Genomic DNA, 15418 nt, shown 5'->3' on the forward strand with positions numbered 1-15418 from the left:
GATTGGTATCTTATTCTCTCGCAAGTCCCTTATTGCTATTTATTGCTATATAAGTAATTCTACTCATAAAGAAAACTAACTAAAAAATCTGACAAAATAACTGAAAAGAGGTACCTTGAATCGGCTTTAATTAGAAGTGCGATCGTCAAAAAAGAATAGGAATTCACGGCATAAACATGGGAATTGCACGGCGACAATTCTTGCAAGCTAGTCTGACCAGTCTGATCGGATGGCAATTTCTTACTCGCGATCGCGTGGCATTTGCTGCCGAGCAATATGTCCGTCAAGCAAATGGACAGCAACGCAAGCGAGCGTTATTAATTGGTATCAACCAATACGAAGCAAAAGAAGATAGTAACGCAGGATGGCTTCCTTTACAGGGCTGCATCAATGATGTGGAATTACAAAAGGAATTATTGATTTATCGCTTTGGATTTGCCCCACAGGATATAGTCACTTTGACCGATCTAGAAGCCACCCGCAATAATATTAGTAACGCTATTTCCGAACATTTAGTCGCACAGACCCTACCCGATGACTTGGTAATCATTCACTTTAGCGGTCATGGTTCGCGGCTAGGAAATTACAATACCCTCGTCCCCGTTGATAGTGGCTTGCCACAAAATCTCGAAAATTTGCAGGATATTACGGAACAGGAATGGCAGGGTTGGCTACAGGCGATCGCTACTGATCACCTGTTAAGCATTGTCGATGCAGGTTTCTATTATCCAAATATGTCCGAACTCGGCAATTTCCGTTTGCGATCGCGAATCGGATTAAAAAACTGGCAACCAGAAATAGAAAAGACGGAAAAGCCCCTCCTCTTGTCCCCCGAACCGAAGGGTACTAATTTACGAGCCGCATCAGGCGAAATGCTTTGCGCCGATGCCCAATGGTCTGGCTTTAGTAGCGGTGCATTTACCTATGCCTTGGTACAACAACTCTGGCAGATCGTTCCCGCCACCACAGTCCATGTAGTGATGAGTGATCTCGCTACTACCCTCGATCGCCGCGCACTACACAACGATAACCTCAGCATCGATAAGCAGGTGGCCGCTATGTGGGGAATTGAGGCAAGCAAACAGAAAACGATCCCCAAAACGACCTTCGCCGAGATGTTACCAATTCCCGAATTTGGCTCTGATGGGGTGATTACCAGCGTCACGAGCGATCGCCACAGCGCCGAAGTATATCTTGCAGGTTTACCGATTGCCGTTTTGAGCAATTATGAAGTTGGTTCGATCTTGAATGTGATGGCATCGTCCATCATTCCCAATCCAATAAATGAAAAATCAAATGAAAAATCAAATAACAAATTAAATAACAAATCAAATAACAAATCAAATAATGACAATAATGCCGTTACAGATACCGCCCCCAAGAGACTGCCGATCATAGCGCCCAATCCTCAAGCAACTGTTCAACTTAAATCACGCAATGGATTTAACGGCAAAGTTGAAATTTTAAGCGATCGCAATAACAATCAACCACTAGAAACGGGGCAATTGCTCCAAGAGGTCATGCGTGCAGTTTCCCATAATGTCAAATTAGCGATCGCCCTTGATAACGGCTTGAGCAAAATTGAACGGGTGGATGCTACTAGTTCCTTCTCCACCTTGCCCAACATGTTTGGGGTAAACGCTAACGAACAATGTGCTGATTGTCTCTTTGGTGTCCAATCCGCAAGCTATGGCTTATTTACCGTTGGGCATACGCCAATCCTCGGTTCCTTCGGCTCCGTCGGTGAGTCCGTAGGAGTCGCAATTAAACGTTTACAGCCCTTTCTCGAAAGCCTCCTCGCGGCAAAACTGATTCGCGTTACAGAAAATCAAGCATCGACCCATCTCGAGGCTCGTGTTACCCTCAAGGCAACCATTGGTGTCGATGAGCGCTTAGCGATCCTCGCTAGCAAATCGGCTGCGCGGGCTGCGCTCATTACTAAAAATCTTATTAGCAATTCCGTTCGCACCAAACCCATTAACATTGGCGATCGCCTCGAATGCCAAATTGAAAACTTTAGCGAATATCCTTTATATACAAGAATTTTTTGTCTCGATCCGCGCAGTAAGATTCTCACCCCTAACTTTTCTACGCCTCCCTACGCCAGCGATGGCATTATAGCCCCATCGGAAACCCTAACCATCCCCAATCCCAAATTACCAATGAGTTGGGCGATCTCCGCACCGAAGGGGATGGTGGATGTCTATGTGGTAATCAGCCGATCGCCACTTCTACAAGTGGCAAAGATTTTAGAAACATCCCAGCGCCAAGCCTCCTCTCTCAGTGGCTTGATTGCACTTCCCAACCCATTACAAGTCGCTCAGGCTCTACTCGAAGATCTCGATCGCGCAGGGAAGCCATCGGACTTGGGAAACTTCAGCAATATCAGCAATACATGGATGCTCGATGTTCAACAATGGGCAACTTTCAATTTCAGTTATCAAGTCGCATAATTTATCGCTGGAGCCAAATGTATTACCCAACAAAATCAAAAATTACTTCTCTACCTACGGATACAGGCGGCTATCCCTACGTTTTCGCTCTAGCAACCTTAAGCCAACGTTTCTATAATGACTTTAGTAACAAATTGTAAATAAAAAAATGGCTGTTAAAAAAGAAGATCCCAAGCGATCGCGGGCAAGACTGATTGGCAATGTCCTATTGCTGATCGGTGCAGGATTGCTCATAATAAACATCTTTTTACCAAATCTATTTGCCCCACCAGTGGCGCGAGTTCCCTATAGTTTATTCGTCCATGAAATCGAAGAAGGACATGTCGCAAGGGTATATATCGGACAAGACCAAATCACCTATCAATTAAAGGGTGTCACCCCTGATATCCCTGGTGACGTGATTTCCACCACCCCAATTTTTGACTTAAATTTGCCTGAGCGACTCGAAAAGAGTGGGGTCGAATTTGCTGCCGCACCTGTCCAGAAATCAGGCTGGTTCGGCACATTACTGAGCTGGGTAATTCCCCCCTTAATTTTTGTTGGTGTCTTCCAACTGTTCAGCCGCAACGGTGGCGGTGGCGCTCCTGGTGGCTTGCAGATTGGCAAGAGCAAGGCAAAAGTCTATGTCGAAGGCGAAGCAACTAAAACCATGTTTGCCGATGTGGCTGGTGTTGATGAAGCCAAGCAAGAACTTCAAGAAATTGTGCAGTTCCTGAAAACTCCTGAGAAATACACCAAAATCGGGGCGAAGATTCCTAAAGGCGTATTGCTAGTAGGTCCTCCTGGAACTGGTAAAACTCTGCTTGCTAAAGCTGTAGCTGGGGAAGCAGGTGTTCCCTTCTTCAGTATCTCTGGTTCGGAATTTGTGGAACTCTTCGTTGGTGTTGGTTCTTCCCGCGTCCGCGATTTGTTTGAGCAAGCCAAGAAACAATCGCCTTGTATCATCTTTATCGATGAACTTGATGCGATCGGTAAGGCACGTTCTAGCGGTGGTATGTACGGCGGTAACGATGAACGCGAACAAACTCTCAACCAACTGCTCACGGAAATGGATGGTTTTGGAGTAGATGGAACGACAGTAATCGTTCTTGCTGCCACCAACCGTCCTGAAACCCTCGACCAAGCCCTACTACGTCCAGGCCGTTTCGATCGCCAAGTCTTAGTCGATCGCCCCGACAAGAGTGGACGCTTAGCAATTCTCAAAATCCACGCTGCTAAAGTCACCCTCGACAAAAGCGTTGACCTAGAAACGATCGCTACTCGTACTTCTGGTTTTGCGGGGGCTGACCTTGCTAACCTCGTCAATGAGGCTGCTCTCCTTGCCGCTCGTGCTGGACGCGAAACGGTCTTACTTGAAGACTTTGCTGAAGCCGTTGAACGTGTAGTTGCGGGGCTAGAAAAGAAGAGTCGCGTTCTCAATGAGAACGAGAAACGGATCGTCGCCTATCACGAAGTTGGTCATGCTCTCGTCGGAGCGCTTAACTCCAGTAGCGGCAAGGTTGAGAAAATCTCAATCGTGCCTCGCGGTATGGCAGCTCTCGGCTACACCTTGCAACTACCAACGGAAGATCGCTTCCTGTTAAGCAAAGAAGAAATCGAATCCCAAATTGCGACTCTCCTCGGTGGAAGATCAGCAGAGGAAATCATCTTTGGTAGCATCACTACTGGCGCGTCGAACGATCTCCAAAGGGCTACGGAACTCGCAGATAAGATGGTGACTAGCTACGGTATGAGCGAAGTTTTGGGGCCCCTTGCCTACCAAAAGCAACAAAATCAATTCCTTGGTGGTATGGAGATGGCTCGCAACGTTAGCCCTGCAACTTCGGAAGCGATCGACAAGGAAATCAAAGCGATCGTCGAAAATGCCCATGCGAAAGCCCTAGCGATTCTCAATGCAAATCGTGATCTGCTAGAGTCCATCTCTGAGAAGCTCTTAGAAACAGAAGTAATCGAAGGAGAATTCCTCACTGGTTTACTAGCCCAAGTTAAACCCGCTGAAGTTAACGTATAGTAATCTCTTTAATACCAATTCCCAAAATGGCGTTGCCATTTTGGGAATCTCAAAACCTTACTGGGTTTGTTTTTTAATTCACTGAAGTGTTGGCTCACTTCAATGAATTGGTATAAAAAGCAAAAAGCCGCGCTTGGCGCGGCTTTTTGCTTTTTAGGATACGCAATACTTATCAGTTGTCTGCACGGACTTGACCTCGATCGCCGCACCTGTATCGATCACAAATTCACTCAACCCAATTTCACTTTTGGGATTACCCCAATCGTAGGTATAACCCATCCTTGTCCAAGGATAGCCACCTGTGGCGTTATAGGACTGAGATCTTAACTTCTCAAACCACTGGAGATAGGAGAGTTTGATAGTCGCATCAGGAGATGGCGGTATCTGGGTGAATTCACCAAAGGCAGTTCGATCCGTGATTTCGGCATCAGCACTAGGGCGAAATAGATTCTCTGGACTGACCCAAAATTCCACAAAACGGGTTTTTCCATTATTGGGAGGTAAGCCCAATAGTTGCTCTAAACGCAGCGTGCGATCGCTCTGATTCGTCACATCTTTTAATTTTTCTTTGCAGAAGTTTTGCAATTCTGGAGCCACCGTTACCCATGTTTGGCGAGATGTCGTGATTGGCTGACCGACTTGATTATCATAGCCTGTATAGTTTGTCCAAGTGGCAACCAGTAATTTGTCCTTAGGAGCAGTTTTGTTTTGCCAGATTAAGAACTTGTTGTCTTTAGTGATTGCCACTAGATCTTGGGAAACTTCATCTAGTTCGGCAACCTTGGCATCCGCAACTGCGAGATTATACTTACTGATTAAGTCTGCGGGAATAGTTTGGGAATATAGTCCTTGGGGTATCTGAAATACGACAAGGGTAAAAGTAGCGATCGCCAGTAACATCAAGACAATGGCTTTAACTGAAACCTTAAAATTGAAGCCAGACCTCAAACCAGACTTCAAACCAAAATTCAAATTAGTTCTCTGCATGATAAACCGAATACTTAGTTAAGATTAGTGAGGGAAATTACAGCGCTTTGCGCTCAAAACCAAACCAAGAAAAATTTTGAAAGCGTTGCTTCGCAACGCTTTCAAAATTTTTCTTGTGGTTCGTTTGATCGATAATTGCTGTAGGATTAATTTTACTCATATCGCTCTCATCCAAGTAAAATGCGGCTAAGATTCGTAACGATTAGCAATACTCCTGACATAAAAAACCGCACAACCTGTAGCGCACGCGCCGCGTGCGCTACAGGTTTTGGTTTTTTATATTTAATTAAGCCCACTTACTTAGCGATCGCCATAGGAACAAAGAACATCGTTATTTAGTCATAATCGCAAGAACTCTATATGACATCCCCTAGAGGCGTTTATGAGCGCTCAATACAATTTAAAATTGGCAGTTTCATCTGTCAGTATGCCGCTGAGTATAGCGATCGCATCTTTGATCGCCAGCCCTAGCTATGCCTATTCGCTATATCAAACAAACAATCAAACAAGCAATCAAACAAACAATCAACCTCAGTCTCAGGTAAACGCAAATCAAATTGCTCAAGTATTTCGCTCGACCTTAAGCTTGCCTGTGGGACAAACGATCGCTACCAAAATCAATCGCCAAGACACTCTCTACATTGCCAAGGGAGAAACCGTTAATGCCAGTCTATTAGTTGCCCAAGATATCACAGCCACAAATGGCACAGTCCTCATACCTGCGGGGGCAGTAATCGAAGGACAATTTGTCCCAGCAGAAGGTGGCTCGAAATTTGTCGCCCAAAAATTTACTAGCCGTGGTGCAACCGTCAGACTGCAAGCCGAGTCAGCCCTGATTAATGATGTCAAAGATCCCCGTGAGACTAATACAGGTGCAATTCTGACCGACGCTGGTATCGGTGGAGCCGCAGGAGCAGTTCTAGGCGGTGTATTTCGGGGTGGCGTTCATATTGAAGATGTTCTTGGCGGCGCAGCAGCGGCGGTATTAATTGGTAACGTTACAGCCCCACAGGTAACCGTAATTGAACCCAGTACCGTAGTCAATGTCATCACCAAGCAAACTATCACCTTTGCAGTCAGAGATGATTATTAAAAGAACGTGAGTTCGGGATAATTGGAAATGGGATTTGAGAAAGGGCTTGCTACGCAAGCCCTTTCTCAAAGTCTAAAATTAAAAGCCTTGCTAAGCAAGGCTTTTAATTTTGGGATTTTAAAATTTGCCAGCTTAACCCGAACTGACGTTTTATAGCTACAGTCACTTGACTTAGGACAAATCAAACCCCAAGAATTGAATGGCGGCGCGAAGTGCCGCCATTCAATTCTTGGGGTTTATATCCTAGTGCAATTGGCGACAGCTATATACTAGTTGGTAGGATTCCAATCATCTCTAAACCCAGACCAACATGGATACGATTCGGCAGCCGCGACCAAAGATTGGTACTTTTGATAAATTACGACAAGCTTCAGAATTTACCGTGGCGGGAGTTGAAGATTCGATTCCGTTGCGCGTCCTAGTCCAAATCTTTGTATTTATCAGCATTGGAGCCATGGACTCGGTAGCGAGTTCCAACAATAGTATCTGGGCAATACCTCTTAGTGCGATCGCCGCAGTCTGGGCATGGTATGCAAGACGCACACGCAATATCCTTGTGAAATTATTCATTGCGATCGCGATGATTGCCATGCTGGTGATATTTCTCAACGATATCGTCCGCCAAACCGAAGAAACCAGACTATTACTAGCGAGATTATTAATTCAGCTACAGGTTTTACATAGTTTTGACCTACCGCGTCGCAAGGATTTAGGATATTCGATTGTGATCGGATTGATCCTGATGGCTCTCGCGGCTACCTTAAGTCAAACGATGATTTTTGCCCTCTGGCTGATGGCCTTTTTATTGGTGGGGCTGCCAATTTTATTGCTCGATCACCGATCGCGTTTAGGGGTTAAGACGGTCGGGTTTGAACCAGAAAAAATAGGCGTATCCCTATTACCTCTATCGGGGCTACTGGCGATCGTCTTGGTACTGGGCTTGACTATATTTGCATTTTTACCCCGTTTACCAGGATTTCAGTTACGCAACTTCCCCGTAAGTGTAAATTTATCGGTGCAAAGACAAATTCCGAAGGGAGGAATTTTGTCGCGACAGCAGCAACAGCAGCAGGGGAAAAATGGCAATGGCAATGGCAATGGGGGAACTGGCACTGGTGGTACTAGCAATGGTGACTCGGACACATTGCCACCATTGTTTGCCCCCGAAATTGAGACGGCTTCCTCTGATGCCAAACAACTAAACAAAAAACGCAAACCCGAATTAATGATGCGCGTGCGATCGCAAGCGGAACTGTTTTGGCGAGTGATGGCCTACGACCAATTCACGGGGAAAGGTTGGCGCATTTCCCGCAATGATCCGCAGCAAATCCGCACGGTGAAACGCAATCCGCTCAATTATGAATTTTCACTACCAATTCCCACCTATATATCGATTGGTGCGCCAAAACAATTAGTCAAACCCCTCGCCAGTCAGGAGGTAGTCCAAACCTATACGATCGTATCGCCAAATTTTCCGAACCTCATCCCTGCGGCCGCAGTGCCCAACCAGATCTTTTTTCCAAGCGAAGAATTGGATATCGACCAAGAAGGAATGCTGCGGGGACCAGGGGCTTTGCCTGAAGACCTGACCTACACGGTAATTTCCAACGTTGTCGAGCGTAATCCCAAATTATTACGACAATCATCGGGGGAATATCCGCGCTCAATCCGCAATTATTATCTCCAAGTTCCCACAAATCTATCCCCAAGGGTACAGGAGACTGCGCTGAGTTTCTTAGCAAGTGCTCGTGATGCCGAGAGCAAACCGATCGCCTTAGACAATAACTACGATCGCGTGGTACAGATCGCGCAAAGCCTCAAGCAAAACTATGCGATTAAGCCCCTTGGATTTGACGAATCTAAGGGCGATCTCGTATCGCAATTTGTCGAGGGAGGGGGTGGCGAGGAAAGCCATTTTGTTTCGACTATGGCAATCATGCTGCGATCGCTGGGCATTCCTAGTCGTTATGTAGTTGGTTTTGCCTCAGGAAAATTCAACCCATTCACGGGGCTTTATGAGGTGCAAAACATTGATACGCAATCAATGGTAGAGGTTTTCTTTCCCCCCTATGGATGGATCGCCTTCGATCCCGTCCCCAATCGCCCCATATTTCCCCCATCGATCGAAAATAACCGTACCTTTGGTGCAGTGCAAACCTTTTGGAGTTGGATTGCCCAATTTTTACCGAGTTCTGTTAATAACTTTTTTAATTGGTTATTTGATAGTATCGGCAAATTTGTGGGCGGTGTCATCAATTGGCTGGCCGAGATGGGCTGGATCGGTATTGCCTTTGGTCTGGCGATCGCCTTTGGCTTTGGGATCGGTGGTTGGGCTTTATGGCAATTCATAATCTGGTGGTGGCAACGCCAAAGATTGCAGCAAATGCCGATCCCGCAACGTACCTATCGCCAAATGCTCCAATGGCTATCGGAACAAGGCAAACCCAAATCGCCGCACCAAACCCCTCAAGAATATGTGGAAAGTCTTAGCGATCGCCTTTCCGATCGCCAAGCGGCGGCGATCGCCCAGATTACCCAGATCTATCAAGATTGGCGCTACGGCAATCGAGCGATCGGCTATGACTTATCGGCAGAGCTAAAAAGACTGCTCACCCAATTAAAATCAAAGGTGTAATAAGTTTTTAGGCTTTATAGCAAGTTAAGAAATGGCGTAGCCATTTCTTAACTTGCTATAACAAGACTGGCGGCAACTATAAAGATTTGTGATTTTATTACAAAATCTTAGCTGATTCACCGCTTTTGGTAGACTAGACTGCGAATATATTAAATTTTTTATTTTAATCATGAGTGTAGTTATTCAAGTTTTAGAAAGAGCCGACGAAGAACTCCGTTATCCCAGCATTTCCGAGTTACAAAGCGTGCAAAACTTTCTTTCCACTGGTGCTCAAAGAGTGCGGATTGCCACAATCTTGGCAGAAAGCGAAGCCAAAATCGTCAAAAAAGCAACCGAAGAACTATTTAGAATTCATCCCGATTACATTTCCCCTGGTGGCAATGCCTATGGACAAAAGCAACGTAACCAATGTCTGAGAGATTTCACTTGGTACATCCGTCTTACCACCTATGGGGTATTGGCAGGCGATAAAGAACCGATCGAGAAAATTGGCATTATCGGCGTGCGTGAAATGTATAACTCCCTCGGCGTACCTTTAGTTGGCATGGCTGATGCTATTCGCTGCCTCAAAAGTGCTTCTTTAGCTTTGCTCAGCAAAGAAGACGCTTCTACCACCGAACCTTACTTCGATTACATCATTCAAGCAATGTCCTAGAAAAATGTCTTAGAAATCCGAGGAAGACGCATAGCGTCTTCCCAAACATGAATTATAAACCCCAAAATACAAGTGGCGGCGCAAAGCGCCGCCACTTGTATTTTGGGGTTTGAGTTTTCCTTCGCGTTATACCAAAGCTCAAAATGGCGTAGCCATTTTGAGCTTAGCTACTTACTTGAATTTGTAATTCTAAGAACTCACGAATCCGCTTAATTTGGAATTCCCTAGCATAATCGAGAACTTGCTCGGAAAAGGGAATAAACTGGGAATTAGTTTCCTGTAAAAGAGTAACTTCTTCTTGAATAGCCAAAATATCCCCCATGCGAGCCAATTGAAGTAACTTCTCTACGGCGCAGTTGGGCGGCAACACCAAGGGGGAACTCGTAGCATCAATTTTAGATTTATAACTATTGGTAAGGGAAGGCTCAGAACTACTGAGATCTTCGTATTTCCATTCCAAATGAAGTAGCGATCGCATGACCTTAAAAAGAGCATCAGGATCGATTGGCTTGGCAATAAAATCATTGCAGCCCACCGCAAGACTCAGACTGCGATCTTCGTCAAAGGCACTGGCGGAAACCATCACAATAGCTGTCTTCTGAAACATCGGTAACTGTCGGAGTTGCTTTGTCGTTTCATGACCATCAAGTTCGGGCATGACCATATCTAACAAAATCAGATCGGGAGCGAAGCTTTTCGCTTGAACGATACAATCACTACCATCGATCGCTTCGGCAACCAGAAAATCTAGGGGAGTAAGTAAATCGTTCAACACCATGCGATTCTCGGTCTTGTCATCGACGATCAAAATTTTGCGCCGAGCGCCATAATAGCCAGAAATCGAGCGGCTATCGATAGCCAAAGACTGAGAATAATGAGGAACTTCAAACAGTTCAATCTCAAACCAGAAAGTACTTCCTTCATGCAAACGGCTTTCCACATGCAGTTTTCCGCCCATCATCTCCACTAATTTTTGGCAAATTGGCAAGCCTAAACCCGTCCCCGAATAGCGTCGGGCGCGATCGCCCACCTGTTGAAAAGGCAAAAAGATATCTGTCAATGTGTCAGGAGCAATGCCCACCCCCGTATCGGCAATCTCAAAACGAATTTTGTAATTATTCAATTCCGAGGCTCGAGCACTTACCAACAGAGATACGCTGCCATGATCGGTAAATTTAACGGCATTCCCAAATAAATTAATCAGGACTTGACGCAAGCGCTTTTCGTCACCATACATGGTATTGGGCAAAGCGGTTAGGGGTTGATAGATCAGCTCCACATCCTTAGCCCGTACCTGTAGTTGAAACATATCCGTAATGCTTTGCAGTAATTTCGGAAGCTCGAATTCACTGGGATTAAGTTCGAGTTTCTTAGCTTCAATTTTAGAAAGATCGAGAATATCATTGAGCAAAGTCAACAAATGTTCACCACTGCGCTGAATGATTTCTAATCCTTCCTGATGTTTATTGGGGTCGTAGCTGCGCTTGAGGATTTGCGCGTAGCCCAAAATTCCATTTAATGGAGTCCTCAACTCATGGCTCATATTGGCAAGAAATTCGCTCTTAGCGCGATTTGCCGTATCCGCAATTTCCTTAGCAGATTGCAGTTCTTTTTCGGCTTGTTTGCGATCGGTAATATCTGTCCCGACGGATAGAATTTCGATTAACTTACCGTGATCGTCATAGATGGGTTTATTTGACCAAGTTACCCACACATGCCGCCCATCTTTACAGATGTTGCCATTCTCCTTAAGTTGATATTTTTCAGGCGCACTGCATATTTCCGCAATCATGTTGCGGAGATCTTCTCCTGAAATATCCTGAGATGAGACGACAGTATCTAGTATATAGGTACCGATAATCTCCTCTAATTCATAGCCAAAAAATTTCAAGCCATAATCGTTTAAGAAACAAATCTTTCCTTGGGTATCCCAGCGGAGAATGATACAGTTAGCCGATTCGACCAGATCGCGATATTTCTTTTCACTCTCTTTGATATTCTCTTCGATGAGCTTGCGATCGCTAATATCTTTAAGGGCATAGATCGCAAAAACTTGACCACCAAATTCGATGCTTTCAGAAGAGACTAAGCCCGTAATTTTCCTGCCATCCTTAGTCAGAAACATCGCCTCAAAGTTAGCCACCCGCTTATTTACTTCCAAAATGGCTAACATGCGATCGCGATCTTGCAAATCGACCCACAGATTTAAATCCGTTGGATTTACGCCGATCGCCTCCTCTCGACTATAACCCGTAATTTCCGTCCACTTATCATTGACATCAATATGTTTATAGGTATCAGTCGAGAGTAAAGCCATCCCATCGGGACTAGAACGGAATGCCTTGGCAAATTTTTCTTCCGATTCTCTGAGGGCAGCTTCCGTGAGTTCATGTTCGAGAATTTCCTGTTGGAGGGCTTGAGTACGTTCGTCAACCTTTTGCATCAGTAGATGCGAATATTCCTCTAGTCGATTGTGAGATTTTTTCAATTTGCGGCTCATCTGATTAAAGGAACTTGCTAGTATGGCAAGCTCCTTCACCAAACAAGAATATTCAACTTTTTGATCTAGATCACCTTCGGCGATCGATTGACTAGCAAGGCTCAATTGGGTGATCGGACGGGTAATCCACTTCGCGGCAATAACTCCCAATATTGTGGTCAGCCCTAGAGCCACCATGCATAAAAACATCGTGGAACGTGTATTCTCTTTGATTTGTGACATAAAGTCAGATTCAGGCACCACCACCACGATTTGCCAACTCAGTCCAAAGGTATCGTTGAGTTTACTAACCTGAAGAAAGTACTTTTCTCCATGGAAATAAATAAATGATTGTTGAATTTGATCATCAATTTGATTGGGATATTCCTTCAAACTTGCAGCAGCAATACGAGTTAATTCATCTTGGCTTTGAATTGCGAGAAGTCGATCAGATTTCCTATCTTTAATAGATATGGCTACATCAGCATTAGAACTTGCCACCAATCTACCCGATGGTTCCATGATGAAGGTCTGTCCGCGATCGCTAACCTTGGTATTCTGTAAGAATTGATTAATTTCCCCTAGTAAAATTGATATGCCTAACACCCCTTGAAATTCGCCATTAGGGGCATAGATTGGTTTTACAGCCGTGATCGCAGGTTCCTCAGTGATCACATCGGTATAGACCTCACTCCAGATATCACGTTTTGACTTGATCGCATTCTGATACCAAGAGCGCTCACGCAAATCAAAGCCCCGTCGGGCTAAGAGGATGATCTGCGATCGTCCGAGTTCATCGGTCATGGAAGTGATCAGAGAATTCTCCACAGCCAACATATTACGGATGCGCCTTGCTCCTAAGTATTGATCCGCAGTGTTTGCCACAAAAATATTGCTAATCTGGGGAAAACTCCGCAGTTGCTTCCAAAATTGCATTTGGATTCTTTGTTCCTCATATCCGCCTTTAATATTTTCTAAATCAATACTATTGGAATTGAGATTATTGAGAATATAGGGAAGTTCTAAATAGGAATGCAGACGGGTTTTAACTTGTTCGGTAACTTTATTGCGAAGTTGATTGGAAATCTGTTTGACAGCATCATGCCCGTTACGAAACGATAACCACCCAATCAATCCCACAATGCCAAAAGTACTTACTAAAAATAGCACGATAATCAACATACTTAAGGGCAAATGAAAGCCCTTCCTACCCTTACAAACCGTATTGAGGCTATTGTTTACCCCTGAGGCAGTGGTTATCGTCGGAATGGAAGAATGAGGAGGAAGCGCTGTCATAGTTGATTGTCCAGTTGATTGACCAGTTAATTGCTCAATTAATTACTTAGTTAATTACTTAGTTAATTACTTAGTTAATTACTCAGTTAATTACCCAGTTAATTACCCAGTTAATTACTCAAAGCCAAGTCTTCTCAATGTTAACTTGCGACTTTGCCAAACTTGGGGTTCTTGAGGAGAAATTTGGATCGCCCGATCGTAGGAAGCGATCGCTTCTTCCAGCAGCCCTAAACCACTGAGCGCATTTCCCCGACTATACCAAGCAAAATGATCGTCGGGATTAATTTCCAAGGCGCGGTCATGACTGGCGATCGCACCTTCATAGAGTTCCAACTTACTCAACACCAATCCGCGATTGTTCCATGCATAGTAATCGTCAGGACGTAGTTCGAGAGCTTGGTCGTAGCTCGCGATCGCTTCAGTATAGTTTCCCCATTGTTCGAGGGCTTTAGCGCGACTATACCAAATTTGATGATCGTAGGGTTTATATTCTAGGGCGCGATCGTAACTGGCTACCGCTTCACCATAACGTCCAATGCTTTCAAGGGCATAGGCATGACTAAACCACCCCTGCACGTAGTCGGGTTTTAGCGCCAGCGCCTTTTCGCAATGCTCGATCGCCTCTTCATATCTACCAAGGACGCTACAAACTAAGCCTTTACCTCCATAGGAATAGTAATAATCGGGCTTATAGGAAAGGGCAATATTGTAGCTATTGATTGCTTCTTCATAGCGTCCTAGCATACTCAAAGAAGTACCAAGGTTATGCCATGCCGCATAAAAATCTTCTTTATAATTAATCGCCTGACGGTAATTTTCTACCGCCTCTTCGTGGTGACTGCAAAGATCGAGCGCGACAGCACGATTGTACCAAGCCAAATGGTTATCAAGGCGAATCTGCAAAGCCAGATCGCAATTGAGGATCGCTTCTTGACAGCGATTGCCCGCAACTAATAGCCCCCCCTGCTCCAACAATAACTCGATCCTTCGTTCAGAAATCAAGGGCTGAGCGGCAATGAGTTTTTGCAGATCGTCAAATTTGCGATCGCGTTCTTCTTCGGTGATTTGAGCATAGGTCTCATAGCGATCGTCACTTACCCAGCGGAAAGTCTCCTGACGCATCAACTCCATATCAGTGGGAAACTCAAACACCTCCACATTGTCACCCAAAAATTCGGGATGACTATTAACAAAAAATTTGAGGGCAAATAGGGGCAATAAGAATACAAAACAGATGGAGAAACTCTCTTTAAGTTTCGATTGCAACTGGAGAAGATGAGCCAATGGACGGGGAATAGCAGTCAACTTGGCATTCAATTCGCGATTCTCAGGATGATCGACTTTATTCTCTAAAAACTCTTCGATACCAGTAATAAATAAGAGATTCGCCTCATGTAAATCTGGCTCATTGAGAATCATTTCGTAAAAGTCAGGAATTGGACGATCTAGCCTCAATACAAAAATCTTTTGATTGGTGATATCTGTCCTCGTCCTTTTGATAATTTGTTCACCTTCCGCAGGCGAACAACGGACAAACAGCATTCCAAAATCTTGTTTGTGCCTGAGCAAACCCAGTAACTGCTTATATTCGGTCTCTGGATTTTTTAGAGCATCTTTGTCCCAAGCGTTTCCAGTGTATTGCATGGCTCTCCCATTTGACTGAATACTAGAACCAATCATACCAAAGTTATAAAATTCTGTTGCGATCGCATCGCTCAGCAATTGCAACTATGGCTGTCGCCCAATTTATTAGTACATAAAACCCTAAAACCTGCGGCGCACGCGCAGCGTGCGCCGCAGGTTTTAGGG

Annotated in this window: 10 protein-coding genes; 6 read left to right on the forward strand and 4 right to left on the reverse strand. The window is 44.8% G+C overall.

Annotated elements, in window-relative coordinates; translation table 11 throughout:
• The first annotated feature begins 176 nt into the window (after nt 1-176).
• Together PseudUWO310_RS21380 and ftsH are read left to right on the forward strand one after the other, a co-directional pair.
• Nucleotides 177-2453 (forward strand): caspase family protein, encoded by a 2277-nt coding sequence (locus PseudUWO310_RS21380; protein WP_143190389.1) that lies wholly within the window; start codon nt 177-179, stop codon nt 2451-2453.
• A gap of 148 nt (nt 2454-2601) precedes the next feature.
• Nucleotides 2602-4464, forward strand: a complete 1863-nt coding sequence (gene ftsH / locus PseudUWO310_RS21385; RefSeq protein ID WP_143190390.1) for an ATP-dependent zinc metalloprotease FtsH — start codon at nt 2602-2604, stop codon at nt 4462-4464.
• A 153-nt stretch (nt 4465-4617) separates the two neighbouring features.
• Here ftsH and PseudUWO310_RS21390 read toward each other — a convergent pair whose 3' ends face one another.
• Nucleotides 4618-5451, reverse strand: coding sequence for a hypothetical protein (locus PseudUWO310_RS21390; protein ID WP_143190391.1), 834 nt, complete (start codon nt 5449-5451; stop codon nt 4618-4620).
• 37 nt (nt 5452-5488) lie between these two features.
• On the reverse strand, nt 5489-5611 hold the full coding sequence (locus tag PseudUWO310_RS23735) for a hypothetical protein (RefSeq protein ID WP_263363481.1): 123 nt from the start codon (nt 5609-5611) through the stop codon (nt 5489-5491).
• A gap of 222 nt (nt 5612-5833) precedes the next feature.
• Between PseudUWO310_RS23735 and PseudUWO310_RS21395 the strand changes: the two genes are divergently transcribed.
• The 4 genes from PseudUWO310_RS21395 (at nt 5834) to PseudUWO310_RS21405 (ending at nt 9834) form a co-directional block, all read left to right on the forward strand.
• Nucleotides 5834-6544 carry a hypothetical protein gene (locus PseudUWO310_RS21395; protein ID WP_143190392.1) on the forward strand — a complete coding sequence of 237 codons (711 nt, stop codon included), beginning with the start codon at nt 5834-5836 and terminating at the stop codon, nt 6542-6544.
• Between the two features lie 27 nt (nt 6545-6571).
• Nucleotides 6572-6700, forward strand: coding sequence for a hypothetical protein (locus PseudUWO310_RS23740; protein ID WP_263363482.1), 129 nt, complete (start codon nt 6572-6574; stop codon nt 6698-6700).
• A gap of 154 nt (nt 6701-6854) precedes the next feature.
• The gene (locus tag PseudUWO310_RS21400; RefSeq protein ID WP_143190393.1) at nt 6855-9179 is read left to right on the forward strand and encodes a DUF3488 and DUF4129 domain-containing transglutaminase family protein; all 2325 of its coding nucleotides are present in this window, start codon (nt 6855-6857) and stop codon (nt 9177-9179) included.
• A 169-nt stretch (nt 9180-9348) separates the two neighbouring features.
• Complete coding sequence (locus PseudUWO310_RS21405; RefSeq protein WP_055074856.1) at nt 9349-9834, forward strand: allophycocyanin subunit alpha-B; 486 nt, start codon at nt 9349-9351, stop codon at nt 9832-9834.
• A gap of 163 nt (nt 9835-9997) precedes the next feature.
• On the opposite strand, the gene PseudUWO310_RS21410 is transcribed toward PseudUWO310_RS21405, so the two are convergent.
• The gene (locus tag PseudUWO310_RS21410; RefSeq protein WP_143190394.1) at nt 9998-13609 is read right to left on the reverse strand and encodes a PAS domain S-box protein; all 3612 of its coding nucleotides are present in this window, start codon (nt 13607-13609) and stop codon (nt 9998-10000) included.
• Nucleotides 13610-13723: 114 nt separating this feature from the next.
• Entirely contained in the window at nt 13724-15253 is a 1530-nt protein-coding gene (locus tag PseudUWO310_RS21415; RefSeq protein ID WP_190316115.1) for a tetratricopeptide repeat protein, read from the reverse strand.
• Nucleotides 15254-15418 lie beyond the last annotated feature (165 nt).

The sequence above is a fragment of the Pseudanabaena sp. UWO310 genome (genome assembly GCF_006861605.1).
GTDB lineage: Bacteria > Cyanobacteriota > Cyanobacteriia > Pseudanabaenales > Pseudanabaenaceae > Pseudanabaena.

Excerpts from the sequence above, each read along its gene's own strand:
- PseudUWO310_RS21415 (WP_190316115.1), bottom strand. The coding sequence starts at position 15,253 with ATGCAATACACTGGAAACGCTTGGGACAAAGATGCTCTAAAAAATCCA.
- PseudUWO310_RS21380 (WP_143190389.1), top strand. The coding sequence starts at position 177 with ATGGGAATTGCACGGCGACAATTCTTGCAAGCTAGTCTGACCAGTCTG.
- PseudUWO310_RS23740 (WP_263363482.1), top strand. The coding sequence starts at position 6,572 with ATGGGATTTGAGAAAGGGCTTGCTACGCAAGCCCTTTCTCAAAGTCTA.
- PseudUWO310_RS21395 (WP_143190392.1), top strand. The coding sequence starts at position 5,834 with ATGAGCGCTCAATACAATTTAAAATTGGCAGTTTCATCTGTCAGTATG.
- PseudUWO310_RS21410 (WP_143190394.1), bottom strand. The coding sequence starts at position 13,609 with ATGACAGCGCTTCCTCCTCATTCTTCCATTCCGACGATAACCACTGCC.
- ftsH (WP_143190390.1), top strand. The coding sequence starts at position 2,602 with ATGGCTGTTAAAAAAGAAGATCCCAAGCGATCGCGGGCAAGACTGATT.
- PseudUWO310_RS21390 (WP_143190391.1), bottom strand. The coding sequence starts at position 5,451 with ATGCAGAGAACTAATTTGAATTTTGGTTTGAAGTCTGGTTTGAGGTCT.
- PseudUWO310_RS23735 (WP_263363481.1), bottom strand. The coding sequence starts at position 5,611 with ATGAGTAAAATTAATCCTACAGCAATTATCGATCAAACGAACCACAAG.
- PseudUWO310_RS21400 (WP_143190393.1), top strand. The coding sequence starts at position 6,855 with ATGGATACGATTCGGCAGCCGCGACCAAAGATTGGTACTTTTGATAAA.
- PseudUWO310_RS21405 (WP_055074856.1), top strand. The coding sequence starts at position 9,349 with ATGAGTGTAGTTATTCAAGTTTTAGAAAGAGCCGACGAAGAACTCCGT.